This is a genomic window from Pantoea sp. M_9 (assembly GCF_008631385.1).
Lineage (GTDB): Bacteria > Pseudomonadota > Gammaproteobacteria > Enterobacterales > Enterobacteriaceae > Pantoea > Pantoea eucrina.
In genome coordinates, this window is the sequence record NZ_VWUF01000002.1 from 462608 (window position 1) to 477696 (window position 15089).

Sequence of the window (15089 nt, forward strand, 5' to 3'; positions counted from 1 at the left end):
CTGAGATGAAAAGAGGTGGCTGAGCCACCTCTTTTTTTACCCTTTGTTTGCTGAATCGTCCTGCTCGCCGAGGAAGAAGTACCAGAGCGGAATCGACATCAGTCCGGTAAATACCAGCGTGTAGAGCGTAATCATAAAGCCCTGCGTCAGATACATGGTCAGCGACCAGTGACTGAACGGAATACCATATTGATCGATCACGCCACCGATAATCGCATTACTCATTACCGTGCCGACAATCAGCGCCAGAATGAACAGGCCGCGCAGAAAATAGCGCATCTCTTTGCGTTTGACCGTAAAGCGGGCGCGAATAATGCCCAGCGGTGACTGTTGTGCAGCAAGAATCTCCGCTTCCGTCATTGGCGTACGCTGCTGCCTGCGCCAGCGCAGATAATCGATGGCTAAGAACAGCAACAGGCTGACACCCATCACCGGCAGCGCATACCCCAGCGCTACGGCCAGCAGCAGGCACAGCAGGCGCGCCGTGAGCGGCAGCGCCAGCCAGCTTGCCGTCAGCGTCTCAAGCGGGCTGGCGGCAGCCGAGGCGGGACGGCGCAGCCACCACATGCGGTAGCCCAGCACAATCATAGTGCAGAGGCCGAGACCAAAGAGAGCCAGCAGCAGCTGATTGGGCAGACCAAACAGCACGCCCATATGAGCATCCACGCCCCAGCGGGTCAGTTTTGCCACCAGCGGAAAGCGGGCAAATTCAGCGCGGTCTACAATCGCGAAACTGTGTGGATCTACCGACACCGCATCCACCTGAGTGGGCCAGCGGCGATCGATTTCCGTAACGGTCCAGGCGCTGCCGCTGTTTTTTGGCTGGCGCAGCTCCACTTTCGCTGCATCAATCCCGTTCGCGCGCGCGGCATTCAGCGCCTGATCCCAGTCAGCATCGGGCATATTGGCGGGCGCCGGTTTCATCATCGGCATGCCGGGTTTGCGCATCGCCGCCATATCGGTCACTGACATACTGTGATGATCGGCGTGCGGATCGGCGGGGGCGACCTCTGCATCCGGATCGAGTACCGTCCTGACCTGTGGCGTCAGCCAGTTCAGCTCACTGCGCATTTTATCGATGTTCGCGCCTGCCCACTGTGACCAGGTGAGGCCGGTCGCAGAGAAGAACAGCAAACCGAGCAGCAGCACCAGTCCCAGGGTGGCGTGCCAGTGGCGGCTGAAAGCTAACCCGCTGCGTGCCGGTTTAAGCCGGCGCTTCGGCCGGGTTGCCAGCCACAGCACCACGCCACCCAGCGCGGCGACCCAGAGCCAGCTTGCCGCCAGCTCGCTGTAGTTGCGTCCGGCATCGCCCAGCAGCAGGCTGCTGTGCAGCAAATCGAGCGTGGTGCGCAGCGGCAGTATGCCGCTCGTCCCGTAGATCGGCATATCTCCCTTTATCTGCAGGGTATAGGGATCGATAAACAGCGCGCGCGAGGTCGAGGCGCCCAGCGCCGGATCGCTGAACTGCACGCGGGTGGTCTCCTCTGCACCCGGTGCCGGTCGCACCGCGTAAATATGCGCATCTGCGCCAGCTCTGGCCCGCGCTGCACCGATTTGAGCCGACAGCGGCTGCGGTTCGCCAGCGGGTGTTACCGTCAGCGCATCGTGATAGACCAGCTGTTCGAGCTGAGGCGTGAGCACATAGAGCGTGCCGCTCAGCGCAGCAATAAAGATAAACGGCGCAACGAACAGGCCGATATAAAAATGCAGGCGGCGAAGCAGATTGAGCACCGCGCCGCGCGGTGCTGCAGAATTAACAGCAGACAAAAGCGTCTTCCTTCTGAAAGTAAACAACCGGGGCGACGGGCAGCATGCTGCGCCCGCGCCACGTTAAAGCGGATTCAGTTAAGAAGCAGGGAAGGCGGTCCGCGCGGACGGGGAATGGCCACCCGCCTGCGCACTACGGGCGCCGCGCGCCGCGGCAGCGGTGGCGCACGGGAGTGAAGCAGCATCAGCCAGATAAAGGGAATAAACACCCAAATCATCAGCGGCACATGCACCAGCAGATCGCAGTAGCCGCAGGCAAGCTCGCCGTCGTCCGCGTCATGATGCATCATGCCCGGCATGGCGTGCTCCATCATCTGATGATGATCCATCTCCATCATGGCCGGGGCAGGCTGCAAAACGCGCTGCTGCTCAATCAGGCTTTTTGACACCACCGGCGCAACAAACAGCAGCAGCACCGCCAGAATGGCGAGGCAGGCAGTGAGGCGCTGGCGAAGTGCAGGTAAAACCGTCATAACAGATAGCAGGTCACGTCAGAGAAGAGGCGGAATTGTAACGCGATTGCCGCTGCCGCGTTAAACAAACGCCGCCGGAGAGGGAAATAATTCGCATTTTTTGAAAAAGCTCACCCCGGACACAGTTTTTGTTAACCTTAATGCAACCTGATGAGAACAGTGCAGAAACAACAAAGCGGAGCGAAGATGAAAATAGTCATGCTGGATGGTGATACGCTGCCCGAACGGCCGGTGCAGCCAGAATGGTGCAGTGCATGGGTCTGGCGCGGACAGACCGCACCCGCGGAGATTGTGTCTGCCCTGCAGGGGGCGACGATAGCCATGACAAATAAAGTCCCGCTGCGCGCCGAAACGCTGCGGCAGCTGCCTGAACTGCGCTATATCTGCGTCACGGCTACCGGCTATGACTGTATCGACCTTGACGCCTGCCGGGCGCAGGGCATTGTGGTCAGCAACGTACCCGGCTACTCTACCCGCAGCGTGGCGGAGGGGGTAATCGCTGCGCTGTTTGCGCTGCGGCGACACCTGGTAGATTACGCCATCAGCAGCCGCGACGCGTGGCCCGCTTCGCCGCATTTCTGTATTCATCGCGAGCCGCTGCAGGATATTCAGGGTGCGGTGATGGGCGTGGTCGGCAAAGGCGATATTGGCAGCGCAGCCGGTGAGATGGCGCAGGCGCTGGGCATGACGGTGCTTTATGCTGAACGGCCGGGGGCGGCAGCCATCCGCGCGGGCTATACCGCCTTTGATGAGGTACTGGCGCGCAGCGACGTACTGACGCTGCACTGCCCGCTGACGCCGCAGACGCAGCAGATGATCAACCGGCAAACGCTGGCCGCGATGAAACCGGGCGCGTTACTGATCAACACCGCGCGCGGCGGACTGATTGAGGAGGAGGATCTGGCGGCCGCGCTGCGTCAGGGAACCCTCGGCGGCGCGGCGCTGGACGTGCTGAGCAGTGAGCCGCCACCCGCTACGCATCCGCTGCTGCAACCCGGCCTGCCCCGGCTGCTGCTGACGCCGCATATCGCCTGGGCAACCCAACAGGGCGTGGCGAATCTGCTGCGCGGCATTGAAGCCAACCTGGAGGCGTTTGCGCAGGATAAACCGCGCAATCAGGTGAGCTAAGGATCAGAACACCGAGCGGCCCAGCCGGTCGCTCAGCTTCTCCAGCAGCGCGGTGCCGGCCAGTGAATTGCCTGAGCGATCCAGCGCCGGAGACCAGACGGCAATGCTCATCTCTCCCGGGATCACCGCAATAATCCCGCCGCCCACGCCGGATTTAGCCGGCATGCCTACCCGCCAGGCAAATTCGCCGGCGCCATCATACATGCCGCTGGTCATCATCAGCGCGTTCACCTGACGCGCCTGGCGCGGCGAGATCACCGCCCGGCGGTTATCCTGTGTGCGTCCCTGGTTGGCCAGATAGAGAAATGTACGCGCCAGCTCGTTGCAGCTCATGGCCAGCGAACAGTAGTGAAAATAGGTCTCCATCACCTTGCTGACATCGTTATTAAAATTGCCAAACGATTTCATCAGCCAGGCAATGGCAGCGTTACGGGCAGAGTGCTCATACTCAGAGCGCGCGACGCCGCGGTCATACAGAATATCCTCCTGCTGCGCCAGGCCACGGACAAATTCCAGCATGCGCTGGCGCGGAGCCGTCAGGCGGCTCTCCAGCAAATCGCACATCACTAGCGCGCCGGCGTTAATAAAGGGGTTACGCGGTTTACCCTGCTCCAGCTCCAGCTGAACCAGCGAATTAAACGCCTGTCCGGAGGGCTCTTTACCCACGCGCTGCCAGATTTCAGCGTCTTCATACAGCGTCAGGGCCACCGTCAGCGACAGCACCTTAGAGATGGATTGCACCGAAAAGCGCGTAGCGGCATCACCCGCCTGATAGCACTCGCCGGACGGGGTACAGATCGCGATCCCCAGCTGGTCAGGCTCCACGTCCGCCAGCGCCGGAATATAATCCGCCACCTTTCCCTGCCGCGTCAGCGGCCGGACTTCGCTGATAATCTCTTCAAGCAATGCGTTACTGAGTTCTGACACATCCCGCTCCGATAGTAATGAATCTGGCCACAAGGGCGATGGCCAGGATGATGGTGATTTGCAGGCGCCGCGTCAATCCGCCAGCCGCAATTCTGTGACACATTCTGTCGCGCGCGGTGCCGGCGCGGTTGCGCACTGTATATGATTTAACCGCAGCGTAAAATTCTGTTGCGAATGACCAGGTTACGGGCTGCCCGCTTTTGACTATGCTGGAACGGTGCAGGGCGCCGGGACGCTGCACATGGATTTCTGATTAGGAGAAACTGATGCCTGTTACACCTTCTGACGCTGAAGAGGCTATGCGTCGCCCTGGCCGGTTTATGCGGCTGCAAACGCTGCTGCGCCGGGACACCACGCCGGTAAAGCTGCTGCTGCTGGCGGCTCTGGTCGGCACCCTGACCGGCCTGGTGGGGGTGGCATTTAACCGGGCGGTCAACCTGATGCTGCAGCTGCGTATCGATACGCTCGCTGCACAGCATAGCGGTTTCATGACCGGAGCAATCTCTGCCTTTGCCGCCTCTGCCATCATGGGGGGCGTGGGCTATTTTCTGGTGCGCCGCTTTGCGCCTGAGGCGGGAGGCTCGGGTATTCCGGAAATTGAAGGTGCGCTGGAAGAGCTGCGTCCGGTGCGCTGGTGGCGCGTATTACCGGTAAAATTTTTTGGCGGCATGGGCGCACTCGGTTCCGGGATGGTGCTGGGCCGTGAAGGACCGACGGTGCAGCTGGGCGGGAATATCGGCGGCATGTGCAGCGATCTGTTTCGCCTGCGCAGCGCTGAATCGCGCCACACGCTGCTCGCAACCGGTGCGGCAGCCGGTCTTGCAGCGGCCTTCAACGCACCGCTGGCGGGAATTCTATTTATTATTGAAGAGATGCGTCCGCAGTTTCGCTACAGTCTGGTTTCAATCAAAGCGGTATTTGTTGGCGTCATCATGGCCAGCATCGTCTACCGGCTCTGCGAGGGTAACAGCGCTATCATCGATATCGGCCAGCTCAGAGATGCGCCGACTGATACGTTATGGCTCTATCTGCTGCTGGGGATTGTGTTTGGCGCTGTCGGCGTCGCGTTTAACCGGCTGATCTTCACTATGCAGGATCGCTTTCAGCGTCTGCATCGCGGGCGTACCGCGGCGTGGGTACTGTGGGGTAGCGTGCTGGCCGGACTCTGCGGTTTACTGGGTATGCTGCTGCCGCAGGCGGCCGGTGGTGGGATAACGCTGATCCCGGCATTCTCTGGCGGCGAATATAGCGCGCTTATGCTGTTCGGACTTTTTATTCTGCGCACGCTGGTGACGCTCTGCTGCTTTGCCTCCGGCGCACCGGGCGGCATTTTTGCGCCCATGCTGACGCTGGGCACGCTGCTGGGCACCTGTTTTGGTCAGATCGCTATAGCCTGGTTTCCGGCGTGGCATCTGGAAGCGGGCACCTTTGCGGTTGCCGGTATGGGCGCGCTGTTTGCTGCGTCGGTTCGCGCACCGCTGACGGGGATTGTGCTGGTGCTGGAGATGACCAGCAATTATCAGCTGATTCTGCCGATGATCATCACCTGTCTGGGCGCTCCGCTGGCGGCACAATTTTTTGGCGGCAAGCCGCTCTATTCATCACTGCTGGCGCGCACGCTGGCGAAAACCCCGCTGAAAGAACCGCTGTCCCGCCATGCCAGCTGACCTGCCTGTGGCAGAGATAAGCGTGACCCTCACGCTTATTTCACCTATGCTGACTTGCGGCATCCTGTATCGCAGTCCACCTTTACTCTTTGACCTTTTAATATGGACGCACCATGCTCTGGTTATGGAACACGCTTATTTTGCTGGCAACCGTTGCACTGATGGAAGCGGTGGCGGCGCTCTCGCACAAATATATTATGCACGGCTGGGGATGGGGCTGGCATCTCTCTCATCATGAACCGCATACCAGCAGGTTTGAACTGAACGACCTTTACGCCGTTGTGTTTGCCGTGCTCTCAGTCGGGCTGATTTATTATGGCGTGCAGGGCATGTGGCCACTGCAGTGGATCGGCGCCGGGATGACCACCTACGGCGCACTCTATTTTATGGTGCATGACGGGCTGGTGCATCAGCGCTGGCCGTTTCGCTATATTCCGCGCAAAGGCTATCTGAAGCGGTTATATATGGCGCACCGGATGCACCATGCGGTGCGCGGGCGTGAAGGATGCGTCTCGTTTGGTTTTCTCTATGCGCCGCCGCTGCATAAGCTGCAGGCTACGCTGCGTGAACGTCACGGCCGCAAACCTAACGCGGCCGCTGCCACAGACCAACAGGACGCGGCTGCGGACGCGCCACGCGAGAAGTAAGCGCAATCCCCGCGCCTTTGAGCAGCAGCGCCAGCTTCTCCCCTTTGCTGGTGCGCTGCCGGGCATCCCAGGCCCGCATACCTGCATCCTGCACTTTTACCCCGATTTCGCGATACACCCCGTGGGCCGTCGCGATAGCCCATGCCGAGCGCAACGGCAAATCGGGCAGCCCGCTGCGGGCCGAATGGTAGTAAGGCTCTGCCGCTGCTACCAGGCGTGCAGCCAGCGGCGCTATCGCCGCACGGTAGTGCGGATCGGCCAGCTGACTGGCACGTAACCCGGTTTCCGTCAGCCAGCTTTGCGGCAGATAGCAGCGCCCGTTTTGCGCATCTTCAACAATATCACGTGCAATATTCGTCAGCTGAAACGCCAGGCCGAGATCGCAGGCGTGATCGAGTACGTTCTCATCGCGTACGCCCATTACGCGTGCCATCATCAGACCCACGACGCCCGCCACGTGATAGCAGTAACGCAGCGTGTCATCAAACGTGATGTAGCGCTCTTCACGCGCGTCCATAGCGAACCCTTCCAGATGATCAAACGCCAGCTGGGGCGGAAGTTCATGCGTCAGCGCCACTTCCTGAAACGCACGAAAGGCGAGTTCATCCATATGCGCGCCGCTGTATGCGCGGCGGGTCTCAATCTGCAGATGCTGCATGCGCGTTTGCGCATCTGTCACCTGATGTTGCGTGCCACCTTCGCCCAGCGTCTGGCCATCAATTACATCATCACAGTGACGGCACCAGGCATAGAGCATCAGCGTACTGCGGCGCGTAGCCGGATCAAAAAGCTTTGCTGCGGTAGCGAAGCTTTTCGAGCCCACTGCCATAGTCTGCGTGACCTGCTCAATCAGGGGAGGCTGGTTCATCCGGCAAGATCCTCGACCATCAGCTGCGCGGTAGCTTTAGCTGAACCGACGACACCTGGCACGCCCGCGCCGGGATGGGTACCTGCACCGACCAGATAGAGGTTGCTGATATCAGCGTCGCGGTTATGCGGCCGGAACCAGGCGCTTTGGGTAAGAATTGGCTCCAGCGAAAACGCGGAGCCCTGATGTGCGTGCAGCGTGTCGCGGAAATCTTCCGGCGTGAACATACGCTGTGTCACTATCTGATCGCGCAGGCCTGGCATGTAGTGCTCCTCAAGATAAGCAAAAATACGGTCGCGGAAACGCGGCCCTTCCTGCTGCCAGTCGATTGCGGCAGTGCCAAGGTGCGGAACCGGCGCCAGCACATAAAAGCTGCCGCAGCCTGCCGGTGCCAGCGACGGATCGGTGGTGCAGGGCGCATGCAGGTAGAGCGAGAAATCGTCCGCCAGCTGATTGCTGTTAAATATTTCATTGATCAGCTCGCGATAACGCGGGCCGAAACAGACCGTATGGTGCGCCAGCTGAGCGTGCGGCTGATTAAGGCCAAAATAGAGCACAAACAGCGAATTACTCATTCGCTTCCGCTTCAGCGTGGCGGCGCGCTTACGGGCGAGCGCATGGTGCTGCAGCAGCCGGTCATAGGTATGCACCACATCAGCATTGGAGGCCACGGCAGCAGCGTCAAAGCGACGTCCATCTTTTAGCTGCACGCCGCTGATGCGATTACCCTGCGTTTCCAGCTGGCTCACCTCGGCATTAAGCAGCAGCTCGCCGCCCAGGTCGCAAAACAGCCGCGCCATGCCGTCGACCAGCGCGCCGGTCCCGCCTCGCGGAAACCAGACGCCCCATTCCCGTTCCAGCGCATGAATCAAAGTGTAGATAGAGGATGTTGCAAATGGATTACCGCCCACCAGTAAAGAGTGGAACGAAAAGGCCTGGCGCAGATGATCGTCCTGAATAAATTTTGCCACCATATCGTATACGCTGCGCCACGCCTGCAGGCGGCCCAGCTGCGGACCGGCGCGTAGCATATCGCGGAAATTCAGGAATGGCACCGTACCGAGTTTGAGATACCCCTCTTTAAATACCGCCTGTGAATAGGCAAGAAACCGGCGATAGCCTTCAACATCCTGCGGATTAAACGCGGCAATCTGCTGCTCCAGCAGGGTCTGATTATTGTCATAATCAAGCACCTTGCCATCTTCCCAGCAGAGACGATAAAAGGGCGTCACCGGCATCAGCTCAACGTAGTCGCTGAGTTTTTTTCCCGCCAGCGTAAAAAGCGCTTCAATGGCGCTGGGATCGGTGATCACCGTCGGACCGGCATCAAAGGTAAAGCCCTCATCCTGCCATACGTAGGCGCGTCCGCCGGGTTTATCACGCTGCTCCAGCAGCGTGGTCGGAATACCCGCCGCCTGCAGACGAATAGCCAGAGCAAGGCCGCCAAAGCCCGCGCCAATCACATAAGTACGTTTCATTCTTTCTTCCCTGGTAGCGAAGGAGTCATCAACAGTGCGCGCAGCGCTTCTCCCACCGGCACCGGTGGTTTGCCGCATAATATGCGTGCTTTATCCCTGAGAAAAAGCTCTCCGGCGTAAAAGCGACTGATAAGACCGGCATCAAGCCGGTAAAAACGTTGCATAACCTGCCAGCGTTTTTCCGGTCGTCCGGCGAGGAACAGCATACGATTGAGCAGGCGGAAAAAATGCTGCTCGCGCCACTGGCGCCGGGCAAAGCGTTCGATACGCTGGCTAAGCTTTTCTGCATCACAGGGCAGGGCAGACGCGATCTCATCCGCCAGCGCAACGGCAGAGGGCAGCGAATAGCCCGTGGTCGCATGAAACAGTCCGGCGCGCAGTCCGCTGCAGGGCTGACCCTGCTGCTGCTGCCAGAAGCGTTCAATATCGCCATCAAGCGTGATCGGCAGGGATCCCTGTTCTTCACGTAACAGGCGGCTCAGCTGCCAGCCCTGCTGCTCTGCATAGTGCAGGATGTTTTGTCGCGCCTGTTCGCTATCGAGCGTAGCGTGATTGATATAGTGGGTATCTTCAATCAGCAGACGTTCAGCGCTGAGCGGCAGGGTATACACAAAGCGATAGCCGCTATGCTGATCGACCGTGGCATCCATCAGAACCGGCTGTTGCAGACCGTGCGGACGTGCCAGATGCCACTCCTGACCGACAAACGACTGATAACCCAGCCGCAGGTGCGGCGTAGGCTGCAGGCCGCGTCCGTCAATCACGGCGCGGGCGTGCAGCACGTCGCCGTTCTCCAGCGTTACGCTTTGCGGTGTTACGCTGCGCACGGGCGCTGCGGTACGTAATCTGTCTCCCAGCGTTTCACGCAGATGGCGGGCAAAGTCCTGTGAGGCGACGGAACAGTACTCCCCGCGCAGATTACGCCGCAGCGCCGGAAAGCGGACCTGATAGCCCGGCCAGCGCGCGGAAAGCAGCGGCTCCAGCCAGGCGAACTGTGCGTCACTGACATCGTCGCGGTGAAACGACCAGGTGTGATTGCCTGCCGGCTGAGCGGCACCCTCCAGCAACAGAATGTCAGGGGCCGGCTGCAGCTGCATCAGCCGCAGGGCGATCAGCCCGTTTGCCAGCCCGGCCCCCACCAGAATAAGATCGGCATGCGTTTCTGACATCAGGTCGCCTCCGCCAGCACAATTTGTTGCCGGCACAGCGCCTGTTCAGCGATATCCGCCGCGCGCTGACAGCCGCCGGCGCGCTGCAGCTGCGCCTGAATCGCCGACATGCGCAGACGGTAGTGAGAATCGGACAGCAGCAATTGCAAATGCGTCTCCAGCTGATGAGTGCGGCTGAACCGTGAGGCGCGACGCCCCACGCCATGCCATTCAATACGCGATGCCACACCGGGCTGGTCAAACGCAATGGGCAGCGCCAGCATTGGAATGCCCTGCGCCAGCGCTTCCAGCGCGCTATTCAGTCCGGCGTGCGTAATAAATACCTGAGCATGCTGCAGAGCAGCGTGCTGGTCGAGGAAATCGGTCACCCAGGCCGCCCCGGCCAGCTCCAGCTTGCGTACCTGATGCCCGGTCAGTCCGCCACAGTGGGCAACAACCAGCGATAACCCAAGATTGCAGCAGGCGCGCGCCAGGCGCAGAAACAGCCGAAAGCGGCGTCCCTGAAGCGTACCCAGCGAAGCGTAGACCACCGGCTGACGCAGCGCGGGCCACGGCGGCGGCAGATGAGTAGTGATACTCTGCTGACGCAGCGGCCCTACGGCGTGATAGCAGGCGGGAAGCTGATGGCGCGGAAAATCAAATGCCGGCACCAGCTGGCTGATTTGGGCCAGCGATGAGAGGCAATCCTGCAGGCCTGAACGTGGCGATAAACCAAACGCGCGCGCATGATAAGCGATAACGTGGCGATGACGGCGCATGATGCGGTCATACATGCGGCTGCTGGCCGCAAAACGCTTCAGCGCCTTCTCATCCTGACCATAGCGAAACGACATCACCGCCAGCGGAATGCCCGCTTCGCGATTAACCGGCAGCGCACAGGCAACGGAAATAAACGGCAGGCCCAGCGCCTCCGCCACCAGCCCGCCCGCGGCTTCCATCTGATCGGCAATCACGCCATCTACCTGCAGTTTTTTCAATACCGCCGGTAATTCACGACATAGCATATCGGTGGTTTCAGCCATATCGTTGATTACGCGAAACAGGGAAAGGCCGCCTGGTGCGGCCAGCCGCTGCAGAGCCGCCGCCAGAGATCCGGCCGGATGAGTTTGTTCACCCACCGGAGAAAAGGCGATGCGCTCATCCGTCAGCAGCGTACGTGCGTCGGCCTGCTGGATAAAGGTAATGCGATGCCCGCGGCTGATAAGGGTCTGTGCCAGTGACTGCAGCGCGTGAAAATGGCTATAGAGTGGCGGCGCAATAACGGCAAAATGCCCCATAAATGATCCGCGTTAGTTGAACATTGCCAGCTGCTGATTAAACAGGGCATGCATATATTGACGGGTTGCAACGCCGCGATGACAGACGCATGCAAGATGTTCATCAGCGCTGCGCAGATGCTCACGCAAACGGCGCTCCGCACCGTCAGCCCCCAGCATCTGAACCAGCGTCGATTTGCCCTGATCTTTATGAATATCTTTTCCGGTATGTTTACAGCCATCAGCAAGATCGTCCAGGAGCTGAAAAGCCTGGCCCAGATCCTGTGCAAAGTAGCTAAGTTTCTGACGCATTACCGGCGCAGCATCGGTCACAATGGCTGCCATCTGCAGCGCAGCGCGAAAGAGTACGCTGGTTTTAAGTTCGTTAGTCATGGCAATCGCTTCCGGGCTGCGGCTCTGACTACCTTCATGCAGATCCTGAAACTGTCCCTGAACCAGCCCCTGCAAGCCTACCGCTGCAGAGAGTTCAGCAATGGCATCTGTTTTATGCTGGGGGAGCAAATCCGGCGCGAGCGCAATGACTTCATACGCGCGGCTGAGCAGCGCGACTGCTGCCAGGATAGCCACGTTTTCGCCAAACTCGCGATGCACAGTGGGACGACCGCGTCGCATCAGCGCATCGTCCATACAGGGGATATCATCCAGGATCAGCGAGGCCGCATGCACCATCTCAACCGCGCAGGCGAGATCGAGAATGCCACGCTTTGTCAGGTCATAGCCCATGTCACGCGCCGCCAGCAACAGCAGCAACGGACGTATGCGCTTACCGCTCGGCAGCGTGCCAGCGCGCATAGCGGCCCGCACGCGATCGGAGGGCTGTCCGGCTGGCAGCAGCAGCTCAAGATTCTCCTGCAGAGCATGGCAAAGCTGGCGAAGATCGTTTTCCTGATTTGCTGCAATTTCGGCATGGGCGGTCATAGCGGCTATCCATGGTTAATAAACGTGGCGCTTTTTTTATTAACCGTAGACTGCGCAGGGAAAGAATGCCAGTGATGACGACTCGTTAAGTCTCAGAAACCAATTATTTATATTAATTTACCGTCCCGGCTGGCTGGTCTTGCATCAGGCCGGGCAGATCGGAAGACATTGCTGTCAGCAGTTTCAGAAACAGCAGCGCGCAGAGCAGGAAAGAGAAGCAGGAAAGGTTATTTTTTGACCTGAAAAAACGAACTTGCCGATCGCGATCAAATTTCAGCCATCAGCATTGCAGGAAGATACCTGTAGTCAGAAAATAACCGGAGGCAGCAATGAGCAAATCACTAATGCGTTTATCGGATATGGCGCGCTATCTGGGCGTCTCTCCCGCCGTGCTGATTCGCGCTATCTGTAATCGTGGCACGCTGGAGAAAGTGCCGCTCCCCTCTGCAATTGATGAAGAGCTACCACTCTCCAGCCGGTGCTGGTCACCGCAGGAGGTCAGGCAGTTTCGCCATCAGCTACAGCGTCAGCGGCACAAGTAAGCAGGCAGAGCTTATGTCTGTTCATCGGCTCTGCTGTATCAGGCGGCGACGCCTGCAGGATGAGAGGCCAGGTGACCCGCCCACAGGCTGGCAATCCATTTCACACCTTTCGCGGTAAAGCGGGCCTGTGAGAAAGCGTGCTGATTTTCACCCGTACCGGTGCGGAAAGAGAAATAGCCCGCCTGCACGTGATGTTTCTGTGGCGCCAGCGTATTTTTCTCCCGGTACATAATATTGCGTTCAAGCAGGAACTGCCGGAAGTCAGTCTCTTTGACCTTCAGCATTTTACAGAGCTGACGAAATCCCAGCGCCTCATTGACCTCAGTAAAACGGTCAAAAAACTCCGCTTTTGGTGCAGAGAGTGCCAGCTGCTGCTCTGCGCGCCGCCGCTGTTCAAATTGCTCCGCCCAGGCACGGGCTGCTTCGGCCGGATCCGTGAAGTCCGGCAGCTGAGCGATCTTTTCTTTCTCCTGCCAGCGATCGAGCAGATCGGCGGTAAAGCCGGGCGAAAGTCGGGCTACGGCGAGTAACGAGTCGCGTTTATTGAGCAGAAACTCCTGACGGCTCTCACCTTCATGCTCGTAAAGACTGACCGTAACAGGCTGGGAAAGGCGCTGTGCGGTTTCCAGGCTTTTAATCAGGCGCTTCACTTCGCCGTGCGTGATGCCAGTCAGTCTGGCAAGGTCACGGCTGCTCATCAGCAGAGACGCGGTTTGAGCAGCAAGAATTTCCGTTGAGATCATCATTCGTATCACCTCTTAAAACGTCATTCAGTCATCAAGACTGCTGGATAAGTATACAACTTACTGTGGTTATATCCAGTGTTTTTTTTAATCAATTCGGTAGTTTTTCTGCTGCTGTGCGCCACGTTCCGGCGCAGCTGCAATCCGGTTACACAATGCGGGCAGAACTGCCGATGCGCTTGCCTAATCAGCAATTGATGCCAGGCTCAGGCAATTCGCCTTCAATAATGTCAGGCACCTGCTGCTCTTATTAATGAGGAGTTAAGAATGAAAGCGTTAACATATCATGGCCCGCACAAAGTACGCGTTGAAACGGTTCCCGATCCGGTATTGCAGGAAGCGGATGATATTATTCTGCGTGTTACCGCAACCGCTATTTGCGGTTCTGATTTGCATTTATATCGCGGCAAAATCCCGAAAACTGAACATGGCGATATATTTGGTCATGAATTTATGGGTGAAGTGGTGGAAGCAGGCAGCGCCGTAACCAATGTGGCGATTGGCGATCGCGTGGTGGTGCCGTTTGTGGTCGCCTGCGGCGACTGCTTCTTCTGCCATCTGCATCAGTATGCTGCCTGTGAAACCACAAATCCGGGCCGCGGTGCGATACTCAATAAAAAAAATATCACGCCGCCCGCTGCCCTGTTTGGGTTCAGTCATCTATATGGCGGAATACCTGGCGGACAGGCAGAATATGTTCGCGTGCCGAAAGCGAATACCGGCCCGTTTAAAGTGCCGCTGGCGCTGCCGGATGACAAAGTGCTTTTCCTGTCAGATATCCTCCCGACCGCCTGGCAGGCGGTACAGAACGCCGGGCTGGATAAGGGCTCAAGCGTTGCGATTTTTGGTGCCGGCCCGGTAGGTCTGCTTAGCGCCGCCTGTGCAAGGCTGATGGGTGCTGAAGATATTTTTATGATTGATCATAACGCCTATCGTCTGGAGTTTGCCCGTCAGCGCTATGGCGTTACGCCGATAAATTTTGATGAGATTGACGACCCTGCAGCCTGGATCATTGACCATACCAAAGGGAATCGCGGCGTCGATGCCGTGATTGATGCAGTCGGCTTTGAAGCCAAAGGCAGCCTGACCGAAACCGTCCTCAGCAATCTGAAACTTGAAGGCAGCAGCGGCAAAGCGCTGCGTCAGTGTATTGCGGCCGTGCGTCGCGGCGGGGTGGTCAGCGTGCCGGGCGTCTATGCCGGTTTTATCCATGGCTTCCTGTTTGGCGATGCGTTCGACAAAGGGCTGACCTTTAAAATGGGACAAACGCACGTGCACGCCTATCTGCCACGTCTGCTGTCGCTGATTGAACAGGGATTGTTAACGCCGGAAGAGATCGTTACGCATCATATGCCGCTGGATGCGGCGGCAGAGGGGTATGAGATCTTTGATAAACGCAAAGAGGATTGCCGCAAAATTATTCTGGTGCCGGGAATGAGATCGGCTACTGCTGAAGCCTGACGCTATGCAGGCTGCCACGTGGCA

The 15089-nt window shown here is 58.7% G+C and carries 14 protein-coding genes; 5 read left to right on the forward strand and 9 right to left on the reverse strand.

Annotated features, from left to right (window positions below; genetic code table 11):
• Positions 1–36: 36 nt before the first annotated feature.
• Together F3I15_RS06005 and F3I15_RS06010 are read right to left on the reverse strand one after the other, a co-directional pair.
• Complete coding sequence (locus tag F3I15_RS06005; protein ID WP_150017044.1) at positions 37–1767, reverse strand: DUF2534 family protein; 1731 nt, start codon at positions 1765–1767, stop codon at positions 37–39.
• 74 nt (positions 1768–1841) lie between these two features.
• Positions 1842–2240 carry a DUF2946 domain-containing protein gene (locus tag F3I15_RS06010; protein ID WP_150017045.1) on the reverse strand — a complete coding sequence of 133 codons (399 nt, stop codon included), beginning with the start codon at positions 2238–2240 and terminating at the stop codon, positions 1842–1844.
• Between the two features lie 186 nt (positions 2241–2426).
• Between F3I15_RS06010 and F3I15_RS06015 the strand changes: the two genes are divergently transcribed.
• A complete protein-coding gene (locus F3I15_RS06015; RefSeq protein WP_150017046.1) occupies positions 2427–3368 on the forward strand; it encodes a D-2-hydroxyacid dehydrogenase in 942 nt (313 codons plus the stop codon).
• A 3-nt stretch (positions 3369–3371) separates the two neighbouring features.
• Here the strand turns inward: F3I15_RS06015 and glsB are convergent, their stop codons facing one another.
• Positions 3372–4295, reverse strand: a complete 924-nt coding sequence (gene glsB, locus F3I15_RS06020) for a glutaminase B (RefSeq protein ID WP_150017047.1) — start codon at positions 4293–4295, stop codon at positions 3372–3374.
• A gap of 266 nt (positions 4296–4561) precedes the next feature.
• Here glsB and clcA point away from each other — a divergent pair, with 266 nt between their 5' ends.
• Positions 4562–5962, forward strand: coding sequence for a H(+)/Cl(-) exchange transporter ClcA (clcA, locus tag F3I15_RS06025; RefSeq protein WP_150017048.1), 1401 nt, complete (start codon positions 4562–4564; stop codon positions 5960–5962).
• A gap of 113 nt (positions 5963–6075) precedes the next feature.
• Positions 6076–6609: a sterol desaturase family protein gene (locus F3I15_RS06030; RefSeq protein WP_065647494.1), complete on the forward strand. Its 534-nt coding sequence runs from the start codon at positions 6076–6078 to the stop codon at positions 6607–6609.
• Here the strand turns inward: F3I15_RS06030 and crtB are convergent.
• From crtB to F3I15_RS06055, 5 genes are read right to left on the reverse strand one after another with little or no spacing between them, the layout of a single operon-like run.
• Complete coding sequence (gene crtB / locus F3I15_RS06035; RefSeq protein ID WP_150017049.1) at positions 6548–7477, reverse strand: 15-cis-phytoene synthase CrtB; 930 nt, start codon at positions 7475–7477, stop codon at positions 6548–6550. The genes F3I15_RS06030 and crtB overlap by 62 nt on opposite strands.
• The gene (locus tag F3I15_RS06040; protein WP_150017050.1) at positions 7474–8955 is read right to left on the reverse strand and encodes a phytoene desaturase; all 1482 of its coding nucleotides are present in this window, start codon (positions 8953–8955) and stop codon (positions 7474–7476) included. Before F3I15_RS06040 ends, crtB begins: the two co-directional genes overlap by 4 nt.
• Positions 8952–10124, reverse strand: a complete 1173-nt coding sequence (gene crtY, locus F3I15_RS06045) for a lycopene beta-cyclase CrtY (RefSeq protein WP_150017051.1) — start codon at positions 10122–10124, stop codon at positions 8952–8954. Before crtY ends, F3I15_RS06040 begins: the two co-directional genes overlap by 4 nt.
• Positions 10124–11401 (reverse strand): glycosyltransferase, encoded by a 1278-nt coding sequence (locus F3I15_RS06050; protein WP_150017052.1) that lies wholly within the window; start codon positions 11399–11401, stop codon positions 10124–10126. Before F3I15_RS06050 ends, crtY begins: the two co-directional genes overlap by 1 nt.
• Positions 11402–11413: 12 nt before the next feature.
• Positions 11414–12319: a polyprenyl synthetase family protein gene (locus tag F3I15_RS06055; RefSeq protein WP_150017053.1), complete on the reverse strand. Its 906-nt coding sequence runs from the start codon at positions 12317–12319 to the stop codon at positions 11414–11416.
• A 329-nt stretch (positions 12320–12648) separates the two neighbouring features.
• Between F3I15_RS06055 and F3I15_RS06060 the strand changes: the two genes are divergently transcribed.
• Complete coding sequence (locus F3I15_RS06060; protein WP_150017054.1) at positions 12649–12861, forward strand: hypothetical protein; 213 nt, start codon at positions 12649–12651, stop codon at positions 12859–12861.
• A gap of 38 nt (positions 12862–12899) precedes the next feature.
• Here the strand turns inward: F3I15_RS06060 and F3I15_RS06065 are convergent, their stop codons facing one another.
• Positions 12900–13607, reverse strand: a complete 708-nt coding sequence (locus F3I15_RS06065) for a phage antirepressor KilAC domain-containing protein (RefSeq protein WP_150017055.1) — start codon at positions 13605–13607, stop codon at positions 12900–12902.
• Between the two features lie 264 nt (positions 13608–13871).
• Between F3I15_RS06065 and F3I15_RS06070 the strand changes: the two genes are divergently transcribed.
• On the forward strand, positions 13872–15065 hold the full coding sequence (locus F3I15_RS06070) for a zinc-dependent alcohol dehydrogenase (protein WP_150017056.1): 1194 nt from the start codon (positions 13872–13874) through the stop codon (positions 15063–15065).
• Positions 15066–15089 lie beyond the last annotated feature (24 nt).

Coding starts and splice junctions, on each gene's coding strand:
- F3I15_RS06010 (WP_150017045.1), bottom strand. CDS start 2,240: ATGACGGTTTTACCTGCACTTCGCCAGCGCCTCACTGCCTGCCTCGCC.
- F3I15_RS06015 (WP_150017046.1), top strand. CDS start 2,427: ATGAAAATAGTCATGCTGGATGGTGATACGCTGCCCGAACGGCCGGTG.
- clcA (WP_150017048.1), top strand. CDS start 4,562: ATGCCTGTTACACCTTCTGACGCTGAAGAGGCTATGCGTCGCCCTGGC.
- F3I15_RS06030 (WP_065647494.1), top strand. CDS start 6,076: ATGCTCTGGTTATGGAACACGCTTATTTTGCTGGCAACCGTTGCACTG.
- crtB (WP_150017049.1), bottom strand. CDS start 7,477: ATGAACCAGCCTCCCCTGATTGAGCAGGTCACGCAGACTATGGCAGTG.
- F3I15_RS06040 (WP_150017050.1), bottom strand. CDS start 8,955: ATGAAACGTACTTATGTGATTGGCGCGGGCTTTGGCGGCCTTGCTCTG.
- crtY (WP_150017051.1), bottom strand. CDS start 10,124: ATGTCAGAAACGCATGCCGATCTTATTCTGGTGGGGGCCGGGCTGGCA.
- F3I15_RS06050 (WP_150017052.1), bottom strand. CDS start 11,401: ATGGGGCATTTTGCCGTTATTGCGCCGCCACTCTATAGCCATTTTCAC.
- F3I15_RS06055 (WP_150017053.1), bottom strand. CDS start 12,319: ATGACCGCCCATGCCGAAATTGCAGCAAATCAGGAAAACGATCTTCGC.
- F3I15_RS06060 (WP_150017054.1), top strand. CDS start 12,649: ATGAGCAAATCACTAATGCGTTTATCGGATATGGCGCGCTATCTGGGC.
- F3I15_RS06065 (WP_150017055.1), bottom strand. CDS start 13,607: ATGATGATCTCAACGGAAATTCTTGCTGCTCAAACCGCGTCTCTGCTG.
- F3I15_RS06070 (WP_150017056.1), top strand. CDS start 13,872: ATGAAAGCGTTAACATATCATGGCCCGCACAAAGTACGCGTTGAAACG.